Origin of the sequence: Oceanobacillus oncorhynchi, from assembly GCF_000821065.1 — a bacterium.
Lineage (GTDB): Bacteria > Bacillota > Bacilli > Bacillales > Amphibacillaceae > Oceanobacillus > Oceanobacillus oncorhynchi.
The window spans coordinates 2,747,567-2,771,477 of sequence record NZ_CDGG01000001.1; the positions used below are offsets into that span (position 1 = coordinate 2,747,567).

General features: G+C 39.4%; 26 protein-coding genes and 1 pseudogene. 19 read left to right on the top strand and 8 right to left on the bottom strand.

Going from position 1 to position 23,911, the window contains the following annotated elements:
* Nucleotides 1-30: 30 nt before the first annotated feature.
* Complete coding sequence (locus tag BN997_RS13120) at nucleotides 31-465, bottom strand: YndM family protein (protein ID WP_042532871.1); 435 nt, start codon at nucleotides 463-465, stop codon at nucleotides 31-33.
* 822 nt (nucleotides 466-1,287) lie between these two features.
* Here BN997_RS13120 and pgsB point away from each other — a divergent pair.
* From pgsB to BN997_RS13150, 6 genes and pseudogenes are all read left to right on the top strand, one after another.
* Nucleotides 1,288-2,463 (top strand): poly-gamma-glutamate synthase PgsB, encoded by a 1,176-nt coding sequence (pgsB, locus tag BN997_RS13125; protein ID WP_042532873.1) that lies wholly within the window; start codon nucleotides 1,288-1,290, stop codon nucleotides 2,461-2,463.
* A 12-nt stretch (nucleotides 2,464-2,475) separates the two neighbouring features.
* Nucleotides 2,476-2,925: a poly-gamma-glutamate biosynthesis protein PgsC gene (gene pgsC / locus BN997_RS13130; protein ID WP_042532875.1), complete on the top strand. Its 450-nt coding sequence runs from the start codon at nucleotides 2,476-2,478 to the stop codon at nucleotides 2,923-2,925.
* Nucleotides 2,926-2,936: 11 nt separating this feature from the next.
* Nucleotides 2,937-4,100 (top strand): CapA family protein, encoded by a 1,164-nt coding sequence (locus tag BN997_RS13135; RefSeq protein WP_042532877.1) that lies wholly within the window; start codon nucleotides 2,937-2,939, stop codon nucleotides 4,098-4,100.
* Complete coding sequence (locus BN997_RS13140; RefSeq protein ID WP_042532879.1) at nucleotides 4,090-5,733, top strand: gamma-glutamyltransferase family protein; 1,644 nt, start codon at nucleotides 4,090-4,092, stop codon at nucleotides 5,731-5,733. Before BN997_RS13135 ends, BN997_RS13140 begins: the two co-directional genes overlap by 11 nt.
* 20 nt (nucleotides 5,734-5,753) lie before the next feature.
* Nucleotides 5,754-6,053 carry a hypothetical protein gene (locus tag BN997_RS13145; RefSeq protein ID WP_042532880.1) on the top strand — a complete coding sequence of 100 codons (300 nt, stop codon included), beginning with the start codon at nucleotides 5,754-5,756 and terminating at the stop codon, nucleotides 6,051-6,053.
* Between the two features lie 303 nt (nucleotides 6,054-6,356).
* Nucleotides 6,357-6,985: pseudogene (locus BN997_RS13150) on the top strand (LysE family translocator).
* A 662-nt stretch (nucleotides 6,986-7,647) separates the two neighbouring features.
* On the opposite strand, the gene BN997_RS13155 reads toward BN997_RS13150, so the two are convergent.
* Together BN997_RS13155 and BN997_RS13160 are read right to left on the bottom strand one after the other, a co-directional pair.
* A complete protein-coding gene (locus BN997_RS13155) occupies nucleotides 7,648-8,115 on the bottom strand; it encodes a DUF2178 domain-containing protein (RefSeq protein WP_052485013.1) in 468 nt (155 codons plus the stop codon).
* A 7-nt stretch (nucleotides 8,116-8,122) separates the two neighbouring features.
* Nucleotides 8,123-8,326, bottom strand: a complete 204-nt coding sequence (locus BN997_RS13160; protein WP_042532882.1) for a helix-turn-helix transcriptional regulator — start codon at nucleotides 8,324-8,326, stop codon at nucleotides 8,123-8,125.
* A 442-nt stretch (nucleotides 8,327-8,768) separates the two neighbouring features.
* On the opposite strand from BN997_RS13160, the gene BN997_RS13165 reads away from it, so the two are divergent.
* The 7 genes from BN997_RS13165 to BN997_RS13195 all read left to right on the top strand — a co-directional run bounded on the left by BN997_RS13165 (nucleotide 8,769) and on the right by BN997_RS13195 (nucleotide 13,803).
* The gene (locus tag BN997_RS13165; RefSeq protein WP_042532884.1) at nucleotides 8,769-9,461 is read left to right on the top strand and encodes a thioredoxin domain-containing protein; all 693 of its coding nucleotides are present in this window, start codon (nucleotides 8,769-8,771) and stop codon (nucleotides 9,459-9,461) included.
* Nucleotide 9,462: 1 nt separating this feature from the next.
* Nucleotides 9,463-9,885, top strand: coding sequence for a disulfide oxidoreductase (locus tag BN997_RS13170; protein WP_042532886.1), 423 nt, complete (start codon nucleotides 9,463-9,465; stop codon nucleotides 9,883-9,885).
* A 127-nt stretch (nucleotides 9,886-10,012) separates the two neighbouring features.
* Nucleotides 10,013-10,840: an AraC family ligand binding domain-containing protein gene (locus tag BN997_RS13175; protein ID WP_042532888.1), complete on the top strand. Its 828-nt coding sequence runs from the start codon at nucleotides 10,013-10,015 to the stop codon at nucleotides 10,838-10,840.
* Nucleotides 10,840-11,262, top strand: coding sequence for a DUF2000 domain-containing protein (locus BN997_RS13180; RefSeq protein WP_042532890.1), 423 nt, complete (start codon nucleotides 10,840-10,842; stop codon nucleotides 11,260-11,262). The genes BN997_RS13175 and BN997_RS13180 overlap by 1 nt, the downstream gene beginning before the upstream one ends.
* Before the next feature lie 18 nt (nucleotides 11,263-11,280).
* On the top strand, nucleotides 11,281-11,907 hold the full coding sequence (locus BN997_RS13185; protein WP_042532892.1) for a LysE family translocator: 627 nt from the start codon (nucleotides 11,281-11,283) through the stop codon (nucleotides 11,905-11,907).
* Nucleotides 11,908-12,130: 223 nt separating this feature from the next.
* Complete coding sequence (locus tag BN997_RS13190) at nucleotides 12,131-12,625, top strand: Lrp/AsnC family transcriptional regulator (RefSeq protein WP_042532894.1); 495 nt, start codon at nucleotides 12,131-12,133, stop codon at nucleotides 12,623-12,625.
* On the top strand, nucleotides 12,622-13,803 hold the full coding sequence (locus BN997_RS13195) for an aminotransferase (protein ID WP_042532896.1): 1,182 nt from the start codon (nucleotides 12,622-12,624) through the stop codon (nucleotides 13,801-13,803). Before BN997_RS13190 ends, BN997_RS13195 begins: the two co-directional genes overlap by 4 nt.
* 61 nt (nucleotides 13,804-13,864) lie before the next feature.
* On the opposite strand, the gene BN997_RS13200 is transcribed toward BN997_RS13195, so the two are convergent.
* Both BN997_RS13200 and BN997_RS13205 read right to left on the bottom strand, forming a co-directional pair.
* Nucleotides 13,865-14,797: an aldo/keto reductase gene (locus tag BN997_RS13200; RefSeq protein WP_042532898.1), complete on the bottom strand. Its 933-nt coding sequence runs from the start codon at nucleotides 14,795-14,797 to the stop codon at nucleotides 13,865-13,867.
* A 591-nt stretch (nucleotides 14,798-15,388) separates the two neighbouring features.
* Nucleotides 15,389-16,024 carry a pentapeptide repeat-containing protein gene (locus BN997_RS13205; protein WP_042532900.1) on the bottom strand — a complete coding sequence of 212 codons (636 nt, stop codon included), beginning with the start codon at nucleotides 16,022-16,024 and terminating at the stop codon, nucleotides 15,389-15,391.
* A 141-nt stretch (nucleotides 16,025-16,165) separates the two neighbouring features.
* Here BN997_RS13205 and BN997_RS13210 point away from each other — a divergent pair, with 141 nt between their 5' ends.
* The 6 genes from BN997_RS13210 (at nucleotide 16,166) to BN997_RS13235 (ending at nucleotide 21,357) form a co-directional block, all read left to right on the top strand.
* Complete coding sequence (locus BN997_RS13210; RefSeq protein WP_042532902.1) at nucleotides 16,166-16,621, top strand: 8-oxo-dGTP diphosphatase; 456 nt, start codon at nucleotides 16,166-16,168, stop codon at nucleotides 16,619-16,621.
* A gap of 23 nt (nucleotides 16,622-16,644) precedes the next feature.
* Entirely contained in the window at nucleotides 16,645-16,845 is a 201-nt protein-coding gene (locus BN997_RS13215) for a DnaA N-terminal domain-containing protein (protein ID WP_042532903.1), read from the top strand.
* A 409-nt stretch (nucleotides 16,846-17,254) separates the two neighbouring features.
* Nucleotides 17,255-18,184 (top strand): DUF2268 domain-containing putative Zn-dependent protease, encoded by a 930-nt coding sequence (locus BN997_RS13220; protein WP_042532905.1) that lies wholly within the window; start codon nucleotides 17,255-17,257, stop codon nucleotides 18,182-18,184.
* Nucleotides 18,159-18,956, top strand: a complete 798-nt coding sequence (locus BN997_RS13225) for a MerR family transcriptional regulator (protein WP_042532907.1) — start codon at nucleotides 18,159-18,161, stop codon at nucleotides 18,954-18,956. The genes BN997_RS13220 and BN997_RS13225 overlap by 26 nt, the downstream gene beginning before the upstream one ends.
* Nucleotides 18,957-19,013: 57 nt before the next feature.
* Nucleotides 19,014-20,012: an acrylyl-CoA reductase family protein gene (locus BN997_RS13230; protein ID WP_042532909.1), complete on the top strand. Its 999-nt coding sequence runs from the start codon at nucleotides 19,014-19,016 to the stop codon at nucleotides 20,010-20,012.
* 409 nt (nucleotides 20,013-20,421) lie between these two features.
* Nucleotides 20,422-21,357, top strand: coding sequence for a YitT family protein (locus BN997_RS13235; protein WP_042532911.1), 936 nt, complete (start codon nucleotides 20,422-20,424; stop codon nucleotides 21,355-21,357).
* 58 nt (nucleotides 21,358-21,415) lie between these two features.
* Here BN997_RS13235 and BN997_RS13240 read toward each other — a convergent pair whose 3' ends face one another.
* Genes BN997_RS13240 through BN997_RS13250 form a run of 3 tightly spaced genes read right to left on the bottom strand, consistent with a single transcriptional unit; the run spans nucleotide 21,416 to nucleotide 23,890 of the window.
* A complete protein-coding gene (locus BN997_RS13240) occupies nucleotides 21,416-21,613 on the bottom strand; it encodes a DUF1648 domain-containing protein (protein WP_244882379.1) in 198 nt (65 codons plus the stop codon).
* Nucleotides 21,614-21,624: 11 nt separating this feature from the next.
* Complete coding sequence (locus tag BN997_RS13245) at nucleotides 21,625-23,187, bottom strand: hypothetical protein (protein WP_042532916.1); 1,563 nt, start codon at nucleotides 23,185-23,187, stop codon at nucleotides 21,625-21,627.
* On the bottom strand, nucleotides 23,159-23,890 hold the full coding sequence (locus tag BN997_RS13250) for an ABC transporter ATP-binding protein (RefSeq protein WP_042532918.1): 732 nt from the start codon (nucleotides 23,888-23,890) through the stop codon (nucleotides 23,159-23,161). The genes BN997_RS13245 and BN997_RS13250 overlap by 29 nt, the downstream gene beginning before the upstream one ends.
* Between the last annotated feature and the right edge of the window lie 21 nt (nucleotides 23,891-23,911).

Below are 23,911 nucleotides of genomic sequence, written 5' to 3' on the forward strand. Positions count from 1 at the left end.
TTGCAAAAATGATAAGGCCGAAATAGTTTTTTATTTGTTTTTGTCTTTTTTAGCATAAAATTCTTCACTTACTTCTGTTTGCAAGCTATCCGAATTAATGTGGTTCTCCTCTCCATCTACATGATCAAACACAAAATTACGCAAATATCGATGATAAAAAAGTTCACTTATTGTAATTAGAAAAGCAGCTATTAATGCCGCTCCATCCACAGAAAGTGCATTGTCATACAGTAAAGCGCCAATTCCCCAGATGCCGATATAAGCAAGTGCAAAATCACCTACTGCAGCTGCTATGCTCCCTATTCTGGGAAGAATCAGCATATCACCTGCAAATGCAACGGCAGTTAAAATCAAACTGGTTATCATCAAGCTGCTGAAAGAAATTTGAAAAAGCAAACCTAAAGTGACCCATAATATTCCTGTTGTCAGAACTAATTTAATGAAGAATGCTAAAACGTATTTCATCTAATCACCTTCCTTTCCATTTTTATTATCAGAGTCTCATTCATCAGAAAAAATCTCCTGCTCAATGAAGTTCGCCTTTATTAATAACTGTATTTTGCTCTCTAATCCTAGTGTTTATGCAGTAACTCGGTATATTTCATAACAAGTACAGCTTATTTGTCTCAGTCAAAGTGTTTCTTTTATTGTGATTCAGTTGGTTTAGAATTCGCTCGAACGTGGTATATTAAACCAATTCATTTTGTACGCTGTCATTTTTGGCGGAATTTTCTTAACTTTGATGCGTCATTTTTTGATTTTTTAGTACCCCTTCTTTTACAATTATCGACTTGCTGATTATCGGAATATTAATTTTGTTGGAATTGAAAACTATAGACCGGCAGACTCCTGCTATATAACGGTTTTGATTATGTGAATGATTCGATATCGGTTTTCGTGCGTGTGCTTTCATCAAGGTCATCTTATGGTCAGTGCATCAACTGGATAAATTCTCCTGTATTACTTTTTTCTGCGAATAAAGTGTAAGAAGGGATTTGAAAAACGACAATGCTATAAAAATTGATATAATAGATTAGAAAGTCTTGAAAAATAGCAGGAGTAATCGACATAAATTTTATAAAATTACAATACATTACATTTGAAAGTCAGTTTAGTCACGCAGATTACAAATAGAATAAAAAAAAGGATTTTTCCTAGTAACACTTATTTTTTTTGTTAAAATGTCTAACGTGTTGTCAAAGTGTGTCTAAACATGACAGCTGATGATTGCGAAATGAAATTCTGCGATTTTCATGATTTGATGAATGATAAAGGAAGGGTATAGTTATGTTATTGATTCCAATTGTGCTCGTTATTGTACTGGTTATCGGTATCATGGAGTGGAATTCGCATAAAAAGCATGTGAATGCTTTGCCGATTCGGGTGAATGTGAATGGAATCCGTGGGAAATCAACAGTAACGCGGCTGATTACAGGTATTATTAAAGAAGCGGGGTATAAGACCATCGGGAAAACGACTGGTACTTCAGCAAGGATGATTTACTGGAATACGCCGGAGGAAGAGCCTATTGTCCGACGTCCTGAGGGTCCGAATATCCGTGAACAGAAAATCGTTGTGAAAAAAGCAGCCGATTTGGGCGCCGAGGCGTTGGTAAGTGAGTGTATGGCGGTTAACCCGGATTATCAAATTGTTTTTCAGGAGAAGCTGCTCCAAGCGAATATTGGTGTAATTGTTAATGTGCTGGAAGACCATATGGACGTGATGGGACCGACATTAGATGAGATTGCCGAAGCCTTTACAGCGACGATTCCGCATAATGGGCATTTAATTATCTCTGAAGGTCCTTATGTAGAGTATTTTAAACAAGAAGCAGCGAAAAGAAACACGAAAGTGATTGTGGCCGATAACAGCAAAATTCCGGATGCATATTTACGCAAATTCGATTATATGATTTTCCCGGAAAATGCTTCGCTCGCTTTAGCAGTTGCGGAAGCATTGGATATTGATGAAGAAACAGCATTTCGCGGAATGCTTAAGGCGCAGCCGGATCCGGGCGCGATGTGGATTAAGCAGGTGAGCCATGAAGGTTCCGAAACTTATTTCGTTAACGGTTTTGCGGCCAATGACTCTGTTTCTACCATTAACATTTGGAAGAATGTAGCGTCATTAGGGTATCCGGCGAAGAACCCGATTATCGTAATGAACTGCCGGGCAGACCGTGTGGACCGGACCATTCAATTTGTGGATGATGTATTGCCGCACCTGCCGATGAATGTGCTTGTATTGATTGGGGAGAAGGCCGACCCGATTAAGAATGCTGTGAAATCTGGCAAACTGGAAGTTAATCAAGTAATGGATCTTCAAGGGAAATCAACGGATGAAATCTATGAAACATTAATCGAGATATCTTCAGATAATATGATTTATGGAATAGGGAATATCCACGGTGCTGCCGAACCATTAGTTGAAAAATTCCATGCCGGCACAGAAACAGAGAAATAGGAGGATCATAGAATGTTTGGCTCAGATTTATATATTGCACTCGTGCTTGGAGTTATTCTAAGCTTACTTTTTTCAGAGAAAACCGGCATTGTCCCGGCTGGACTGGTTGTGCCTGGATATTTAGCACTGGTTTTTGACCAGCCTATCTTTATTGCCGTTATTTTTGGTATCAGTCTTTTAACATATGTTATTGTGACATACGGACTTTCACGCATTGTCCTGCTCTATGGACGCAGAAAATTTGCTGCTATGTTATCCGTAGGGATTGTGTTGAAGCTGCTCCTCGATTATACCTATCCGGTGCTCCCGTTTGAAATATTGGAGTTTAGAGGGATTGGGGTTATTGTACCCGGTCTTATCGCCAATACCATTCAAAAACAAGGAGCCATTATTACTATCGGAAGTTCGCTTCTATTAGGTGGACTTACTTTTGTTATTTTAAGCGTTTATTACATCATATAGGAAGGGTTAATATGTCTAAAAAATTAACATATCAAGAAAAAATATTACGGATGGGGAAACGTCATAAAAAATCTGCCGGTAAACATGTAGCCATCGGTTTAGCTATTGTTGTTGTCTTCATTATCGGACATAAAATCTTCTTTTCACCAGATGTAGCACAGGTTGACAGCAGAGATGATTCAGAGCTGACAGCTACTTTTGTCGGTGACATCATGTTTGGCCGTCACGTGGAAGATGTGACAGAGAGATACGGAGTAACCTATCCATTTGAAAAAGTGAAGCCTTTCTTTGACAATGCGGATTATGTGTCTGGTAATTTTGAGAATCCGATTTTATTGCAAGATGAAGATAATTATGAGCAAATAGATAAACGAATTCATCTACATACGGGTGAAGAGGCAGCTCAAGCTTTAGCAGAAATGAATTTTACCATGCTCAATCTGGCTAATAACCATATGATGGATTATGGCGCAGAAGGACTGACTGATACGATTTCGGCACTTGATAGTGCAGGTTTAGCCCATGTTGGTGCCGGGGAAAATGTAGAAGAAGCAACTGCTGTTGATTATCAGGACGTGAATGGAATAAGAATTGCAACACTTGGTTATACAGATGCGCTTGTAGAGGGCTTCTCAGCGCTCGGTTACCGGGCAGGCGTAGCCCGTTCGTTGCCGGATAATATTTTCCCAATGATTGAAGAAGCGAAGCAGGAAGCAGACCTTGTTTTTGTGAACATGCATTGGGGGGTTGAATATGATAATCAGCCGCACCCGAGACAGACCGAGTTAGCAAGGGCAATGATTGATGCCGGCGCAGATGCTATTATTGGACATCACTCGCACGTGTTATCAGAAGTGGAAAAATATAAAGATGGTGTTATTTTTTACGGGCTGGGCAACTTTGTTTTTGACCAGGGCTGGTCCAGGACAAAGGATAGTGCGATTGTACAGTATGATCTATTAAGCGACGGGACAGGCAGGTTTGAGATTACGCCGCTGCGTATAGATGGAGCACAGCCTTATGTAACAGAAAACAAATACAATCAAATGAAAATTCATATGCAATTAATGAATAATCAGCCGGAAGAGAATTTTGAAAAAGAAGATGGGAAGCTAATTCTGGAAGTGGATCATTCTGATGTTTTAGAAGGAAGGAGTTCTGATAATGGGCAATAAAAAACTTATGATTATACTGGGAGTTATTGTCGTAGCAGGGCTGGTATTTGTTTATGCTCAGCAAGGAATGTTTGAATCGGATACGACAACGACTGATTATGGTGTCGAACAATCGGAGACAATCAATTCGTCAGAAGGATATGGTGTGAGCGCTTCGCATCCATTAGCAGTAGAAGCAGGGAATAAAGTATTGGAAGAAGGCGGGAACGCAGCAGATGCGGCAGTAGTCGTTTCCTACGTGCTTGGCGTTGTAGAGCCCTATGGTTCAGGCATCGGCGGCGGCGGAGAGATGCTGGTCTACCCGCATGATGCAGAGGAGCCTACCGTTTATGAGTACCGTGAAACGGCACCAGAATCAGGTGCAGAACCGGAAACCTTTGCTATTCCAGGTTTAGTAAGGGGAATGGAGGATCTCAATAAGGATTTAGGTACGATGGACATGCAGGACTTGATCCAGCCGGCAATTGACTATGCGGAGGAAGGATTTCAAGTTGACGGCCATTTGGTAGACAGGCTTAGTAAAGGCTCTTACCGGATGAATGTTCCAGAGCTGGAACAATTTTTCCCGGATAATGACATATTAGAAGCAGGCGATACATTGGTACAGCCTGAATTAGCGGAAACATTACAGCAAATTCAGGAAGGCGGAGCAGATGCTTTTTATAATGGACCAATTGCAGATCAAATCTTAGAACATGAGGAAACATTAACAGCAGAAGATTTAAGCAGTTATACTGCAGAAACAACCGAAGCTGCGCATGGCACCTTTGCCGGATATGATGTATATTCTGCGCCGCCTCCGTTAGCAGGGGTTACATTGATTCAGTCTCTGCAAATGGCAGAGCAGTTAAATATCGGGTCGACGGAGAATAATCAAAGAGATTATATGCATCTGATTGGAGAAATTTCCAAACGGTCCTATGATGACCGTGTTGAAAATGTGGGGGACAGATTCTTTACGGACGCCATGTCTGCTGATGAACTGACATCACCTGAGCATACACAGCAGATGGCCGACACGATTTCACTCGATGAATTATCCGAGGACTATGAAGTGAATGATTCGGTATCCGATGAAGAAGACCACGATAATACGACACATTTTGTCATTGTCGATCGAGATGGTACAATGGTATCAGCAACGCATACCTTAGGGAATTTCTTTGGCTCCGGTGACGATGTAGGCGGGTTTTTCATGAATAATCAAATGGAAAACTTCAGTCAAAGGGATGAATCATTAAATAGTATTGAGCCAGGAAAAACACCAAGAAGCTTCACGAGTCCAACCATTTTGACAAATGGTGACCGGATGATTGGTATTGGCTCGCCAGGCGGTAAAAGGATACCGATGGTAATGACACAAGTGCTCGTAAAATATTTGATGTTTGATGAAACACTTGAAGATGCCGTCGAGGATGATAGATTCTATATTGAAGATAATGATATTTTCACAGAAGGCGAGTTAGATACCGATATTCAATCAGGTCTGAGGGCCCGAGGCTATGAAATCTACAATCAAACGGAACACGATTTTTATGGAGGAATTCAGGCACTTGTTATCGATGATGAATCTAATTCTATTTATGGTGTGGCAGATAACCGGAGAAACGGTATAGTGCAAGTCAATGATTAATCTAACAGGAGGAAGGAAAAGTGAAGAAAATAATAACTGGCATTACGCCAATTTTGCTGCTTGTTCTTGCTTTAACATTCATGACCAATTACAAACAATGGGACGACCTGTCTGACACAGAACGATATCAAATTCGAAATTATGTTGCGGATGCTGAAGCGGCAGATTCCGAGTCTGCTGATGCTCCGGAAGAAGAACAGGCTGAAAATAACGTTGCCAACGCAAATAATGACGAAAATGATGAAGAGCAAAATGAAGAAGAACAAGATGATGAGCAAAATGAAGATAACAATACGGACACTTCTGAAGCTGAGGAATAAAATGATAGAAAAAGAGGTTCATATATTGAACCTCTTTTTTATATGCGCAATGAGTAATTCATCATATTCGTTTTATGTATTTTAAAAGTGAGGTTTATTCGGGCAATCAGAAGGTGGGTGTTAATAAATTATATCTTTTTTTCTTTAAAAGGATATTCAGAGAGTGTTAACTTATATTTACCATCAGAAAGCAGTTTTTCGCCTTTTCGGAAAGAATAAATATAAAAGGAAATGTATAGATATACATTTATTGTGTTTTATAGTATGATAGAAAATATTTTCTTTTTGGGAGGAACGAATGATATGGCATTATTTTTTACATATGTGATAGCAGGACTTGCTATTGCAATGCCAGTGGGAGCGATTACCGTTGAAATGATAAAGCAGGGGCTTAAAAATGGGTTTATGCATGGCTGGGCTGTGGGGTTAGGCGGAATGACAATCGATTTTGTTTTGATTGCTGCGCTTTATTTAGGTTTAGCATCTATTCTGCAATTACCTTTTATACAAATCCCTATGTGGCTGATTGGCGCAGTCTTTTTATTTCTGATTGGTTATGAATCGATTAAAAATGCTGATAATGATATTACATTGGCAGGGGAAAAACCGGCTAAATCCATACGCTCCTCCGAAATGGATTCCTTGTGGCTATTTCGCCAGGAAACGTTGTATTTTGGCTGAGTGTTTTTGGAGCTGTTTTAAGTAACACATATAATCCAGAGCAGCCATCCAATTTCTTACTTATTGCTGCTGGGATTTTAACAGGAATTTTACTGCATGATATCGGTTTGCTGGCGATTGTAGCTACAACGCGGAAAGTAATGAACCGGGCAATGATCAAAGGATTTTCTATTATTGCCGGTATCGTACTAATTGGTTTTTCCGGGTATTTTGTTTATGAATTTTTTAAGGTTATAACCGATAGGATTTAAGTCAGCGGCTGACCTAATTAAACTATATAGATAGCGGAATTATTGTACTTAAAGCTGAATTGCATCGTAAAGAAAGTCATTTTTGATTCACAGGCTTTCTTTTTTTAAGAATAGGAAAGTATATAAAAATGCTGAATATAGCCGCTCCAACGGGGTTCATGGGGGTGAGTAAAAATATATTCCACTTTCCATGGACCCCGAGATCATCTCCTTTAAAGAAGACTTGCCGACAGGCGCAGACAGAAGCATAGTCGCACTTATGCCCCGAGGGTATAAAAAGAAGTACGCTTTTTTCTGCGGGGTCTTCCCCCTGGGATAGCGATTACTCGCCCATCAAAACCGTCTCTAGAATTAGCTTCAATTTTTTGTAAGAAATCAAATGATACATATTTCTTCTTAGATGGAAGCGGAGGGAAGTCGACTCCTGCGGGAAAAGCAACAGGTGAAGATCCCGCAGAAAGGGCTTTTCTTTCGAGGAGGCTAAGCCGTTGCCCACGGAAAGCCACTTCCCGGAGCGGACATCTCTTCGGCGAGAACACAGATGTTTTAAAGACCAAGCAGTATTCTCGGTTTTTCTTAGGATTTCAAAATTACAGGTCTGCCAATTGTATAAAAACGCTTATAACAATAGTTATCTTATGACATTGCATGTGGCTTGCAGATTAATCCTTTGAATCAAGTATTATCCAGACAGTCAGATACGAGAGAAACCCTATAATAAGACTGCCTCCCAGCATGCCGATAACCATGGTTTGAAAGGTTTTGATATCTGTAACGAACAAACCGACTCCGAAGCACAGAAAAAGAAGAACAATCCATAAGGAGATCAGCATTTTAAAGGTAATCAGACTGGCTTTTTTGGAGATTAACTCCTCCCGTTCATCTTGCGTGCTGAATTCTCCTTTTCGAGTGCTATAGCCTTCATTATGCTTTTTCTTCCCGTACCAAAATCGGGCAATGCCAAAAATAACTAGCCAGCCTAAAAATAAAAACCAAAAAATGCCGAATTCAAAGGAAAAAGAAAAAGGGCCTTTATTTACAGTAGCAGTTAGAACCGTTTGTATCATTCCCAAGGTCAGGAGCAATATCATAATGATATTCCCCGTTTGTTCAAATATAATTTTCTTCATAGCAGGATCACTCCTCATCTAAATAAAAAATAACGTTAATATCTGTTTCCAGTACTTTTGCTATCTGTAATGCCAACAATAAAGAAGGCGTATAATTGCCCTTTTCCAAAGAAACAATCGTTTTTCTGGATACATTGACCTTATTTGCCAACGCTTCCTGTGTCATCTTTTTTTGCTTTCTAAATGTCTGCACCTTATTGATAACGATCATGCCATCTCTCTTCTCTTTAGTGATGTGAAGTTGACTTCTCATTTTATGTTATCAAAAGAAAAATGAGAAGTCAACTTCACATTTTTAATGTGTCTTTATTGCAATAAAACAGCTTATTTGTTCGTGCTGATATAGTTTTACTTTATGTATCGATTTTCTATCTTTTAAGAGGGAGTTCAAAATTCTAGCAAATGACAGGATGCTTGATCTTCTTGCCTCGTATAGAGTACTTTTTTTATAAACATTTTAATTGCAAGGTTAGACAAAACGAAGATGATTTGATATTGTCATAAAAGTGACAATCAAATAGGTGTACGACTGCAAAAAATAATGTATATTGGTACTGTATTTAAATTTTTGTTACAAAGTTACTTTTTGTAATTTCAGGCTGAGCAAAATGACATTTTTATGTTATATTTACCTAGATAGGAGAGATGTTTATATGAAAAAATCGCCATTAAAAGTAATCGTAACGATAACATTAATTGTTGTTGCGCTGTTGGTGTTACTGGTTGTGCTCGTAAACCGGGACTCAGAATCTTTTGGAAGGGAATTTGATGAAGCACCTTCCACAGAAGGACAGCCAATCTATGGAGACTCAGACGCTCCAGTAACTGTCGTCGAATTTGGAGATTATAAATGCCCTGGGTGTAAAGCATGGGACGAAACTATTTTTCCACAATTGGAAGCGGACTATATAGATAATGGAGACGTGCAATTTTCATATGTCAATATATTGTTCCATGGAGAAGAGTCACGATTAGCTTCATTAGCTGCAGAAGCTGTCTATGTGCAGAACCCTGATGCGTATTGGGATTTCCATCATGCTCTGTTTGATGACCAGCCAGAAAATCAGCAAGCCACATGGGTAACCAACGATAAAATAGAGGAAATTGCTGATGGGGTTGAGGGAATTGATACGGAAGCATTAATGGAAGATATTGAAGAGGCGTTGGCGGAGGATGTAGAAAATAATCCACTTATGGATGAACTTGTAATAGATGATAATTTAAGAAATCAGTATGAAGTGGAATCAACGCCGACGATTATGGTTAATAATGTTAAGATAGAGGATGACGATACGTTTGATTACGAGGTTATCCAAGCAGCTATTGACGAAGCGTTAGGTGAATAAGATGAATAAACTGGATATGAGACAGCTTTATATGTATTTTTCCTGGGTCGTTTCTTTAGTAGCCACCTTAGGAAGTCTTTATTTTAGTGAAATAAAAGGGTTTATACCGTGTGAATTATGCTGGTATCAGCGGATTGCAATGTATCCTTTGGCATTTATCCTTGGAGTAGCTACGTTCAAGCAGGAATTTACAATCAAAAAGTATGTACTGCCCATTGCCATTATCGGCTGGTGTATTTCGCTGTATCATTATCTTCAGCAAAAAGTACCGGGGTTTGCCCCGTTAAAGCCATGTGTTGGCGGTGTGCCTTGTAATGCAGAATATATTAATTGGTTCGGTTTTATGACGATACCATTTTTAGCTTTCACTGCTTTCACTCTAATTATTATTTTTATGCTGCTTATGAAATCGAATAAAAAGTAAGAAACAGCCGCCGGAAAATTTTTCGGCGGCTGTTTTATGTGAAAAAGCGCAATATCATACAAGAAAATACAGAGATGATTTGTTAGTTTAGAAGAAGGTAAAGAGGTGCAAGGAGGGAGCAGTGAGCATGGCAGATGAAACGCGAACGATTTATTTAGATCCGGATTTAGAAGCGGAAGCATATCGTTTTAAAGGAATCACACAAAAGTTTCCGGCGCATTTTCATGATTACTATGTAATTGGCTTTATCGAGGAGGGAGAGCGGGAGTTAATCTGCCAGGGAGAAGAATATGTTATTCAGCCGGGCGATGTACTTATTTTCAACCCGTACGATACCCACAGCTGTGAGCAGGTAGATGGAGGAACATTGGATTACCGCTGTATTAATGTAAAAGCGGAAGTGATGAAGAAAGCTGTGTTTGAAATGAAGGGAGAGGAGGTTCTTCCACGTTTTAAAGAAAATGTTTTGTATAAGAATGAAGTAGCATCTGCTTTAAAAGACCTTCATCTAAAAATGACGGAGGGAGAGGATGCATTCCAAAAAGAAGAGCTGTTTCTCTATTTAGTGGAAGAGCTTATTGAGATAAATTCAGATCTGGCAATCCCGCAAAAAGAAGTGGAATCCTCCCAAAAGGTGCAGGAAATCAGCAATTATTTAGAAAAGCATTATGCTGAAAAAATTTCATTACAAGCGTTAAGCGGTTTAACAGGATGGAGTAAATATTATTTATTGCGGTCCTTTACCAGACAAAAGGGAATTTCTCCTTACAGCTATTTGGAAACAATTCGGGTGAATCATGCAAAAAGGCTGTTAGAACAAGGAGTGAAGCCGATTGAAGTAGCTTTCCTGACGGGGTTCAGTGATCAAAGCCATTTGACCAGGTTTTTTAAGAGCATGATTGGATTAACACCGAAGCAATATATGAAGATTTTTGAACGGAACGGAGAGATATAATGCATTCGATGGAAACGAAATGTGTACTTGTTATCGATGAAAATCTGCCTTTAGGATTAATTGCCAATACGGCAGCTATTCTCGGGGTCACACTTGGAAAGGAAGCCCCTGAAATGGCAGGGGAGAATGTAACGGATTTATCTGGTGTGGAGCATGCAGGAATTGTAAAAACACCTATTCCTATTTTAAAGGGAAATGCCGGACTGCTTCATGAATTAAGAGATAAAACAATGACAGAGACGTTTGCTGACCTGACTGTTGTTGATTTTTCCAATGCAGCGCAAAGCTGTAAAACGTATGTGGAATACATAGCAAAGCTTCAGGAGAAATCGAAATCAGATTATCTGTATTATGGACTGGGGATCTATGGAGAAAAGAAAAAAGTGAATCAATTAACAGGCAGTCTTGCGTTACTAAGATAGCTGAAAGGAGCATGCGGGATGGATAATTTACTGGCATATATCCTGATGGCGTTGATAATGTCCATGCTGCCGGGGACTGATACGGTATTGGTGATGAAAAATACCTTCCGTTATGGTGCAAAGGCTGGCTGTGCTACCATACTCGGGATAGCATTTGGACTCACCTTCTGGACCATGATTGCTGTCTTTGGACTGTCTGTTGTGATTGCCCAGTCAGTTTTTCTTTTCAATATCATTAAATATCTTGGAGCTGCTTATCTCATTTACTTGGGTATCCGTGCTTTCTTTTCAAGAGATACTTTCTCTATGGAAGCTGTATCAGAGAAAAATGATAATAGGAAAACAGCAAAACCTTATTATAAAGATTCTTTTTTTCAGGGGGCCATCAGTAATATATTGAATCCGAAAACGGTTGTAGTATACATCACTTTTATGCCGCAATTTATAGATATAAGCGGGAACGTCAATCAGCAGCTGATTTTTCTTGGATGTATCTTAACGCTGATAGCGTCAGGCTGGTTTTTTATGCTGGTTTATTTTTTAGATACGATGAAGCGTTGGCTGAAAAAGCCTGGATTTCAAAAGGTTTTTCAAAAATGTGCCGGACTGCTATTAATGGGTTTTGGCGTAAAGCTGGTTATTTAGAACTTTTTCTGCAGAAAGAGAGATTTTCCTTTGATAGACTTCCAGATTTTAATGTGTTTGCGATTTCATCTCCAAAAAATAGAAATGCTTGATATATACAAAACAAAAGATTTAAAATATTTGGGGACAGAAATGAATTTATCCTGTCGAATATGTTATGATGGAATATAATCCAGACACGAGATTGGATATTGGACAGAAATGGTAAAGGAGTCAAAGGAGAATGACAGAAAAAGAATTAGAAATTTTGAGAATTATAGAAGAAGATGCGCGAATTGATTACAATACATTAGCGAAAATGACAAATATAAGTGAAGAAGAAATTCAAACGATTTTAAAAAAATTAGAGAAAATGAAGGTTATCTTAAACTATTCTGCAGTGGTGGATTGGAGCAAGGTGCCACAGGCTGAACAGGTAACAGCGATGATCGATGTGAAGGTAACTCCAAAACGCGGCGTGGGATTTGATGAGGTTGCAGAGCGTATTTATCGCTTTTCTGAGGTGCAGGCCTTATACCTTATGTCCGGTGCATACGATCTTCAGGTAGTGATTGAAGGAAAGACGATGCAGGAGATTGCCCGCTTTGTTTCAGAAAAACTCTCATCCATCGATTCTGTGATTTCAACGACAACCCATTTTCAGTTGAAGAAGTATAAGCACGACGGAATTATTTTTGAAGAAGGCGAAGAAGATCGCAGAATTGTGGTGACACCATGAGTCAAGTAAGTGTAAAAACGAAAAATCGTTTATCATCACGTATCCAGGATATTAAGCCATCCGGCATCCGAAGATTTTTTGACTTAGCTTCTTCGATGGATAATATTATTTCTTTAGGTGTCGGAGAGCCTGATTTTACAACACCATGGAATATTCGTGAGGCAAGTATTTCATCGATGGAAAGGGGATTTACTGCTTATTCAGCGAATGCCGGTGTACTTGAATTAAGACAGGAAATAACAAAATATATGGACCAGCGCTTTGAAGTGGATTATAATCCGGAAACAGAGGTGCTTGTAACTGTCGGGGCAAGTGAAGCAATCGATATTGGCTGCCGTGCTATTCTAGATCCGGGGGATGAAGTCATTATTGTCGAGCCTGGATTTGTATCCTATGCGCCGCTTGTATCCATGGCAGGAGGTGTGCCGGTTTCGGTAGGAACAAAAATAGAAGATGATTTTAAAGTCTCCGCGGAACAGATTCGGGCGGTGCTCACAGAAAAAACAAAGGCGTTAATGATCAGTTTCCCGAATAACCCTACTGGTGCAGTGATGTTAAAAGAAGATTTACAGGAAATAGCAACGTTAGCAGAAGAGCATGATTTGATTGTCTTTTCTGATGAGATTTATGCAGAATTAAGCTATGATCACAAGCATGTCAGCTTTGCGGCGCTGGATGGGATGAAGGAGAGAACGATTTTAATTTCCGGATTTTCTAAAGCTTTTGCAATGACAGGCTGGCGCTTAGGCTTTGTGATGGCACCACCTGATTTATTGGCGGCAATGCTGAAGCTGCATCAATACAGCTTAATGTGCGCACCGACAATGGCGCAGTATGGAGCGTTAGAGGCTTTGAAGAGCGGGATGGACGATGTGGAAAGAATGACGCAGTCCTATAAACAGAGACGCGGATTTTTTGTAGAGTCTTTCGCAGAGATGGGCTTAGCCTGCCATATGCCTGGAGGCGCGTTTTATGCATTTCCGTCTATTAAAGCGACGGGATTATCCTCTGAAGAATTTGCGGAGAAATTATTATATGAAGAGCATGTTGCTGTGGTGCCGGGGGATATCTTTGGTGCTGGCGGAGAGGGGCACATCCGTTGCTCCTATGCGACTTCGATGGAAAACCTGCAGGAAGCTACGAAGCGGATGAATCGTTTTGTTAGTAAATATTTGTAATCAAAAACCCGCGTATTGTTATAAATGGTAAACAATACGCGGTTTTTTTCCTTTTAAACGATTAAGCAAAGATATTGCTGATTTTTTGAATATCATCTTCAGATAATGAAATCTCAGCTGCTCTTTTGTTGCTTAATACCTGTTCTGGGCGTTTTGCGCCAGGAATAATCACATCAACGGAGTCTTGAGAGAAATACCAGGCCAGAACAATATGAGCAACCTCTTCTCCGTATTTATCCGCAATTTTTCTTACCTGATCTACTTTTTCCAGGTTATCTAAGAACTGCTGCCCTTGGAAATTTGGTTTTTCTGCCCGTAAATCAGAAAAAGTGGTGTTCTTATCATATTTCCCAGCTAATAAACCAGATTCTAATGGGAAGTAAGGAATAAATGTGATGTTATTTTCCGCAGTATAAGGGAAAAAGTCTTTTTCAGCATCACGATTTAACAGGTTATATTCTGCCTGCAACACGTCTACATAACCGTCCTGGTTTGCGTCCTTCAATTGCTCTGGCGTAAAATTGGAAACACCGATGGAGCGGATTTTTCCTTGATCTTTTAACTCTTTTAAAGCACCGACAGCTTCTGCTTTCGGCGTGTCTTCATCAGGGAAATGGATATAAAACAAATCAATATAATCTGTCTGTGTACGCTTCAACGCGTCGTCAACAGATTGCTTTAAAAATGCCGGTGAATTGTCCATTACCGTATCGTTGCCGACAAATTTATGCGCTGCCTTCGTTGCCAGCACGATATTCTCACGCTTATATTCTTGAATAACCTCTCCAACTAATTCTTCCGAGCGCTTCGGTCCATAAATAAATGCTGTATCCAGCATATTAATCCCATTATCCAGTGCTGTGCGGACAACGTCTTTTCCTTGTTCTTCATCCAGCATATCCGGATAAATGTTATGGCCTCCTACTGCATTGGTTCCTAAGCCGATAGGATGTACAGAAACATCTGATTTACCTAAATTTACATGTTTAACCATTATAAAACTCCTTTTCCGATTGATTTACTCTATTATGAATATACCACAAAATAGGATAGTTAAACATAGATTAACAAATGGCTCTTCACCAAAATCTATGGGTGACATAGTAGATATAAAGTTGCTGTAAGCGACCACTACGGAAATACACTACGCTTTCCATGGGCCCCGAGCTCATCTCCTTTAAAGAAGACTTGCTGATTGGCAAGCCGACAGGCGCAGACAGAAGCATAGTCGCACTTATGCCCTGCGGGTGAAAAGAAGACTTGCTGATTGGCAAGCCGACAGGCGCAGACAGAAGCAAAGTCGCACTTATGCCCCGCGGGTAGAAAAAAAGAAGTACGCTTTTTTTCTGCGGGGTCTTCACCCTGGGACTGGGACTGCGATTACTCGCCCCGCCGAAGACCATGGCGCTTTCCCACGACGGACAGGACGTCCTAGTGTCGGTCGTTGGTCACAGGACGTGACCGTTCTTAGCCGACCAGGAGTCTCCGTGTATTTCCTCCGCTAGCTAGTTGCTTTTATCATATTTAATTATATTTTCCAACCATAGATTTCGGTGTTGATCCTAACAAATGTATCTTTTTTCTTTTACTCTTTAACAACTAATCCAATCAGAGAAGCAAATTGAATCGCTTGATAAGAGGAAACTTTACAGCCTTTTAAACTTTCTAATGAAACGGTCAATGTTTCAAAGCTGGAAGAGCTGATATCGATTCCTTTCAGCGTAGTCTGTTCAAAATTCGCTTCATTTAAATCGCAGCGGTTAAATTCAATTTTTTTGAATTTACAATTGTAGAAATCGACATTGGTTAATACGGATTCGTTAAATATAACCTTTTCGAGCTTGGCATTTCCAAAAGCAGCCAGATTTAAGGTGGAATCATCAAAGCGGACATTGCCGATGGATGACTCCGGGAATTCACAGCCGACTAATTTGCAATGAATAAACTCCACGCGGTGGATAGAAGATTTCGTCAAATTTACATTGGATAGATCACAATTTTCAAATCGGACATCTGTCAGCTCTATATTTTCAAAGTCTGTCTGATTGAATTGGCAATTTTTGATGACCGCATCATAAATCCGTACACGCTCCACCACTTCATTGGTAAACTCTGCTCCAGTGATTTCGCACATTTCCAGTAACGGATCCTCTTCGAAAAAAATATCGGTAAATCTTTTTTCAGTTAATACAGGAGAAATTTTTGGAATGTCTATTTTCATTTTATACCTTCTTTCCTTAGCCTCTTTTACATTATCGTTCTATTGTTGCATTTTTTCCATCATAACATATTTTTCTTTCACGATATTTGTAGAATGGTATACTAGACAGTAAGGAAATATAGACGAAAAAGGGGAGTCAGCATGGGGCGATCGGAAGCAGCAATTTTCACCAATATGTGCATGATTGAAAATGGAAAGGGACAGATTCTGGTTCAAGACAGACAAAATAAAAACTGGCCGGGAATCACTTTCCCCGGAGGGCATATTGAAAAAAAGGAGTCATTCCATGATGCAGTAGTCCGGGAGGTAGAGGAAGAGACAGGCCTACATATAAAACAACCAGTGCTGTGCGGAACGAAGCAATTCCAGACGAACCAGGATGAAAGGTATGTCGTTTTACTTTATAAAACAAATTCTTTTTCCGGTGAATTAAAGAGTTCGGATGAAGGAGAGGTTTTTTGGATTGATAAAGCTGCATTGCCGGATTATCCATTAGCGCCTGATTTTATGGAGATGTATAAGGTATTTGTAGATGAGAGGATTTCAGAGTTCTATTATAACCAGCGCAATGAAAAGAAAGAAGTTGTCTTATTTTAATTATATAGAGGGAGGAAGACAATATGGATATATGGGGAAAAGTTTTAGAAAAATTAAGCAGTGACTTATCTAAACCAAGTTTTGATACATGGCTGAAAAACACAACAGTGGAATGGGACGAAGATGAATTAACAGTATTTGCAGCGAATGAATTTACGATTGATTGGCTGGAGACTCAATATAGTGAACGGATTGGGGAGGCTGTAAAAGAAGTAACGGGATAAGATTATATTATCTGCTTTGCAGTAGAGGAGAAGGATGCTGACTCTATTTTTTCTACTACCCGTTTAGAATCATTTTCATATGAAACGGACAGCATCAGCAGGTTAGAGGCAAAGATAGACCGTCTGGAGGAGAAAGTGCAGCGGCTGATCGATGTGAAACGCTTGGATGAAAGAGCTGCAATGCTGGAAGAAAAAATAAGTAAGCTGGAGCAGCAGATGAAGTGATGTTTAAAAAAATGCTCCTATAGCAAAAGTAATAACTTTGGTCTTATAAATTAAGAAAAATCTCAGTAATTTCTATTGCTGAGATTTTTCATGTGTATGCAGCAGATTATTTCATCTTTTCATATTGACCTTCACGTTACGTCATACTGTAAGTTAAAAATAAACTTTGAAAAGGTGTGATAAAATGAATATCAACATATTACGTTCGGATAAGATTTATAAGAAGGTCATAGCTAGTCCACCAGAAGAAAAAACAGAGTTGTATCGACGGGAGATGCTTGGTCCTTACAAGAAAAAGTGGGAAATACAGCAGATTCCATTCCATGCGGAGGAGGAAAATGGATTTGATGTGATGACAATAAATAATATGGCACATCTGTCACCGGAGATGATAACAACTGAAGTTGAATCAGACATGAAACAGATTTCCTCTGATGCGTTATGGGGTGAATTAAAGCAAACATTGGAACACTGCTTAAACCAATTTACACAGCATGAGATCCATTTACCTGTGTCTGAATATTTATTTACGATTTTGTTAGGCAGTCCGGACAGCAAAATCTTGCAGCTAAGTGAAGGATATAGTGGGGAAGGAGGGATTCCCGGCTATATTATTCTAAGCTTGCTTCCAAATGAGTATACGTTAAAAAGATTAAAACCTGCTTTAGCACATGAATGTAATCATAATGTCCGTTATCAATTTATTAAATGGGATGATAAAATTAATCTTGGGGAATTGATTGTCAGTGAAGGACTGGCAGAAAACTTTGCGACTTCTTTATATGGGGAAGATTTAATCGGACCTTGGGTCAGCAAAACAGATGCTGATACATTGAATCATATTATCAAACCGGTATTGAGAGAGCATTTAGAAATCACAGGATTACAGCAAATCATGGCGTATCTTTATGGAGATGAAGTTGCTAAATTACAGGGGTTACCGGTTGCTGGAGGAGTGCCACATAGTGCCGGGTATGCATGCGGTTATTATTTAGTGAAGTATTATCTGCAAAAAACAGGGAAATCCATTGTGGAAGCAACGACACTCCCGGCTCAGGAGATATTAAGCGAGGTGGAAGCATATTGGGATGAAGAAACCATACTACACCGTTAAAGATATGATTACCATTACAGGTGTAACGAAAAGAACACTGCATTATTATGATGAAATCCATTTATTAAAGCCTTATAGCTATTCAGATAAAGGCTACCGGCTGTATAACCAGGAGGATCTCAAAAAATTGCGGACCATTTTGCTGTTAAAGGAACTAGATTTGCCCTTGAAAGAAATAGCGGCGATTATACAGTTGCCAAAACAAGAGCAAAGGACGATTTTAGCCGGACATTATGAAGCGATGCAAATAAAAAAGCAAAACCTCGAGCGGACATTAGCCAATTTAAATGATTTTATTTCTGGAAAAGATATCTCTAACTTGGATATTTTTCAGGAAGGCAGCGTGCTGCCATTAAAAGAACAGTATCAAATGGAAGCTAAATATGTATATGGGGATACAGATAAGTATCAAGAATATGAAAAAAATATCAAACAAATTCCCGAAGAAGAAAGAGCTGCTGTATTTGAAGCTTTTGATCAGAATATGCAGGATGTATTCATGCAGTTTGCCAAGCTCTCAGAGGAATCACCTGCTTCTGAAAAAGTACAGCAAATCGTTCTAGAATGGAAAAGTTATCTCGAACAGTTTATGATAGGTGATACAGAAATCCTGCAATGTATTGCTTATACGTATAAGGAAGATAAAAGCTTTAAAGCATATATCAATCAATTCGGAAACGATACATTGAATGAATTTATTCATCAAGCTATTTTATACCATTGTGAAGATGAAAAGCTGTCACATAAAAATAGCAAATCAATACAGGATTGAAGCACCTAAATTCAGGGAAAAATCAATTAGAATATATAGTTAGATGGAGGTTATATCATGGCAAACACATTTAAAGCACTCGTCGTAGAAAAAGAAAATGAAAAGTTAAATTTGAATGTAAAAGAAATCGAACCTTCTGATTTGCCTGAGGGCGATGTTCTAGTCGATGTAAAGTACAGCGGGATCAACTATAAAGACGGGCTTGCTGCTCATCCAAATGGAAATATTGTAAAGGAATATCCGTTTATTCCGGGAATTGATTTAGCCGGTGAAGTAATTGATTCCAAGGATGAACGCTATAAAGCAGGCGATAAAGTTATTGTTACCAGCTACGAATTAGGTGTCTCCCATTTTGGCGGCTATAGTGAATATGCACGTGTTCCCGCAGAATGGGTTGTGCCTCTTCCAAAAGGGTTGAGCTTAAAAGAAAGCATGATATTAGGAACAGCCGGTTTTACAGCTGCTTTATCTGTCCAGCGATTAGAAGAGAATGGACTGAAGCCGGAAAATGGCCCTGTTCTTGTCACTGGAGCAACAGGCGGCGTCGGAAGTATTGCTATTTCCCTCTTGAAAAAGAAAGGGTATCAGGTAGCAGCCAGTACAGGAAAAACCGAGGAGGCTGCTTATCTGAAACAATTAGGTGCAGATGAAGTTATTAACAGAAAAGAAGTTTATAATGGAGAACTGAAAAAGATGGATAAGCAGAAATGGGCAGGAGCAATCGATGCAGCAGGCGGGAAGCCGTTAGCAGCATTATTGGCGCAAATTCAGTACCGGGGCAGTGTTGCCGTCAGCGGAATGGCAGCTGGTGTCAATGTACCGTCATCTGTTTTTCCATTTATTTTACGGGGTGTTTCCCTTCTTGGGATTGATTCGGTATATTGCCCGATGGCAGAACGGAAGCATATCTGGGAGCGTTTAGCCTCTGATTTAAAATTAGATAACCTTGAAGATATGGTATATAAGGAAGCTGGATTAGAGGAATTAACAGAGCTGCTGCCGTCTGTATTAGAAAGTAATCATTTGGGAAGAGTGCTCGTGAATTTAGGCGATTAATATATGTACCATGCAGAAGGAGGGCGTAGAAATGGCGTTCTCCTTCCTTTTTTGTTTAGTACTATTTTTTAAGACATGCTGAAGTAATGAAATAATTCCATTTAGCTGTTGAAAAGAAGTGTTTAGTACGTTAAAGTAACCAGTATAAGAAGATTATCTCAGTTAAAGTGCAGAATTACGTGCCGTCTGTTTTAATTGATGAGTGGGTTCTGCCCATTTTTTTAAATCTTTTCCTAATGCATTTAGGGAAAGGTTTTTTTCGGGTGGTTATTTTGTTTAACTGAGATAATTCATTTATCGATACGATAGAGGTATATCTTTTTGAGGTATGATACTGTTTTTAAAGGATAAAAATAGGATAACCGTTCAAAATGAACTTCACACAACTAAATAAGAGGAGGAATATACGATGAAGAACTATGTATTTTTAATTGCCGGTACATTTTTCTTTGCTGCTTCCGTAGCAGTCTTTGCGATGCCGAATTCTTTAGCAGAGGGAGGCGTGCCGGGGCTGGCTCTGCTGATCTACCATGAAACAGATATATCGCCTGCCATGACGACATTTATTCTGAATGCAGTTATTCTTCTGATCGGCTTTCGTTACTTGCCAAAGGACATGATTATCAAATCGCTTGTGACCATCCCGCTATTTTCATTATTTATTTATATCCTCGAAGACCTGGCTACAGGTATACCAGACCCCCTTCTGGCAGCAATCTTTGCAGGCGTATTTACCGGTGTCGGCTTTGGACTTATTTTCCGTTCAGGGAGCACGACCGGAGGGACATCGACCATCGCCCGCATGTTAAACTATAAATTCGGCTGGGAATTGACAGGAACCAATTTTGTTTTGGATGCGTCTGTTGTCGTTGCCGGGATTTTTGTGATTGGACCCGTGTACACCATGTATACGGTGCTTGCACTATTTATTGGAAAAAGGGTAACGGACTATGTATTAGAAGGTTTTGAAGCAAAAAGAGTGGTGCATATTTTTTCCAATAAAACAAAAGAAGTGGAAAATGCATTGCAAACAAGTCTGGGTACGCATACGACCGTATTAAAAGCAGAGAAAAATGCAGATGGCGTCGAGGAAAATCTGATTTACGTCGCCATCCCGAAGCAGCGGTTATTCTACCTGAAAAAGCTGGTCAGCAGCATTGACGAAAATGCATTCACGGTTGTGCATACGGTGAAGGACGTGACCGGCGGCAGCTTTGCAGAAGCTCATCACCCTGGGCAGAAGACCTTCCGAAGCAAGAAACTGGAACGCCGCTATTATAAGAAGCAGGCGGATGAAGAGAGTTTTACATCGCCAGATAACAATACTGCTAATGAGAAAGCATAGCTATACGAAAAAAGTCTTTTCCGATTTTTTAGGGAAAGACTTTTTTCGTATAGAGATATTAATCTCTCTTTTCTCTAAAAAATTGCCAGTAAACAGAGTAAGGAATAATCACCCCGATCAAAAGAAAAAATTTATGAACTACAATATCTGCTTCTCCCCGCCAATTAAAATGAATTGGAATGGAATCAGGCAAAAATAGAATAATGCCAAACAAAATAACGAACATGATTAAAAATACAGTGATATCCTTTTTCATCATCATTCTCCTTAGATAAATTTTATCCTGCAGGTCCGCTGATAAAAAAGCATAGCAAGACCAATCAATAAAACTGCAAGAGCCAGATAAATCACAAATAAAGGAAGTATCTGAAATAAAATAAGCACTAGCGGCACGATCATCAATGCCATCCCGGTAAATGCTGCTATCAAAACAGGCGGGCTTTGTTTAACAATATACATATCGTTTTTCCAGCTGAAATGTGGATAGAAATAATTCAGCATCAATCCAAATGTCGTGATAAAAGCGGAATAGCTTACTGGAATAAGGATGGCCCAGATCAGCTGCTCTATCGTTGGAGATAAACGGATAATATAAGCTAGGATGCTAATAGCAAAACCAATAAAATGCAGGGAAAAGGTACAGGCTAATTTAGCATGAACCACCCTTTTTTGCTCAATGGGCAGTGTTTTTAAAATCCAAACTTTATTCCCTTCCATGGAGAGTGCAGCAGCTGCCGGATTACTGATTAACAGCATTGCTGCAACAACCATGGGAAATAGATTGGTAACGGTTTCTATAGAAACAGGAAGCGGAATAAACGTTGTTAATTTTTCAAATCCAAACAGAAGTAATGCCATACTAATAAAAACTAACAGCACGGTGCCTAATATCGAGTTCAGCAAGTAGTTGTAAGAGCTGAATAAAGCAGTTATTTCTTTTTTCCATAAAGCAACGAAGATACGTCGCTGTTTGATGGTTCGCGGTTTCATATGATTTGTGCTTTTTAAAGCAAGAAGGCGCAGGTTCAATCTGCGATAGTATCTGCTGCCGAAAAAGGTAAGCACTAAAAATAATAAACCGCTGATAAAGAGAAAAATTAGAATAAAAAAGCTGTCTGCCAAACTGTTAAATTGAAATAAGACGGAAGGCAGATACATAGTTGTCATCTGACTATATACAGCAGTTCCGATATCTTGCATGCTATCTGTTTGGTTAGATTGCGTCATGATAAAATAGCCGAAAGCACCGAGTAGAAAAAGAGATAAACAGACAGCAATCAGATTCATTTGCCGAAAATAAGCCGCCATCCGATAAACGAGACTTCCAAAAATGACACCGATACAAATTGGAATCACAGGGGAGGCCAGCGCTGTGATGCAAAACAGCATAATTAAAACCGGTGAGACAAGAGTATTTGCTGCCCAGACGAGTAAAGCTGGCAGGTTGAATAACAGACCAATCAGTAAATTGAAAAAATAGAGGTGAAGCAGCTTGCTGATAAAAATTTCTTTTTCACTGACGGGATAAGCAGCCAGCTGTTTAAAGTCGCTGCTGCCAAAGATTGTTCCATTCGCTCGTAACAATGATAAGAAAACCATCATCATGCTGGAAACGGAAAGCATGTATCCCGGAATCATAGCTGTCTGGCCAATACTGACCAATGTTTTGGCTGTCAGTATATTATACGTAAGCAGCAGTATTCCCATAAGCAGCAGAATAACAGCTGTTATTTTTCCTCCATTTCCTTGCTTGCCGGAACGAAATAAATCATGGAAATGAATGCTGTTGGCAAGGTTATTTTTAAATAATATCCATATTTTTTGATTCATTGCGAACCTCCATGAAAATGTCTTCTAAGGTTTTTGAGCCGGCTACCTCTTCCATTAAGCCGTTTTTGACAAGCTTTCCATTGTGAATAATGGCTACCTTATTACAAAGCTTCTGGGCAACTTCTAAGACGTGCGTAGAAAAGAACACGGCACCGCCATTATCTGCATGCTTCTGCATCAGACTTTTTAACTGAAAGGAAGCAGTTGGATCCAGGCCGACAAATGGTTCATCCAAGATAAACAGGGATGGCTGATGTACCAGAGCAGCAATGATTGCAATCCGCTGCTTCATTCCATGAGAGTAGGAAGCGATGCTGTGATGGAGCTTGCCAGTCATTTCGAACAGACTGCTGTATTTTTCGATAGATGATTCTCTTTCCGTAAGATTAACCTCAAAAATGTCGGCTATAAAGTTGATATACTGCATGCCGGTTAAATGCTCATAAAGGTCTGGAGTATCTGGGATATAAGCCATTCTTTTCTTACAAAGAACAGGGTCATTTTTCATAGAATAGCCATCAATCGAGATTTCTCCCTCGTTAAATGGGTGAATGCCAACAATTGATTTGATCAACGTGGATTTGCCGGCTCCATTCGCTCCAATAAATCCGTAAATATCGCCGCTTTGAACGTGAAGGTTGATATCCGTAATCGCCTTCGTGCCATCTTCGTATATTTTTGAGACGTGATTCGCTTTTAACATAAATTCCCTCCTATTGACAAA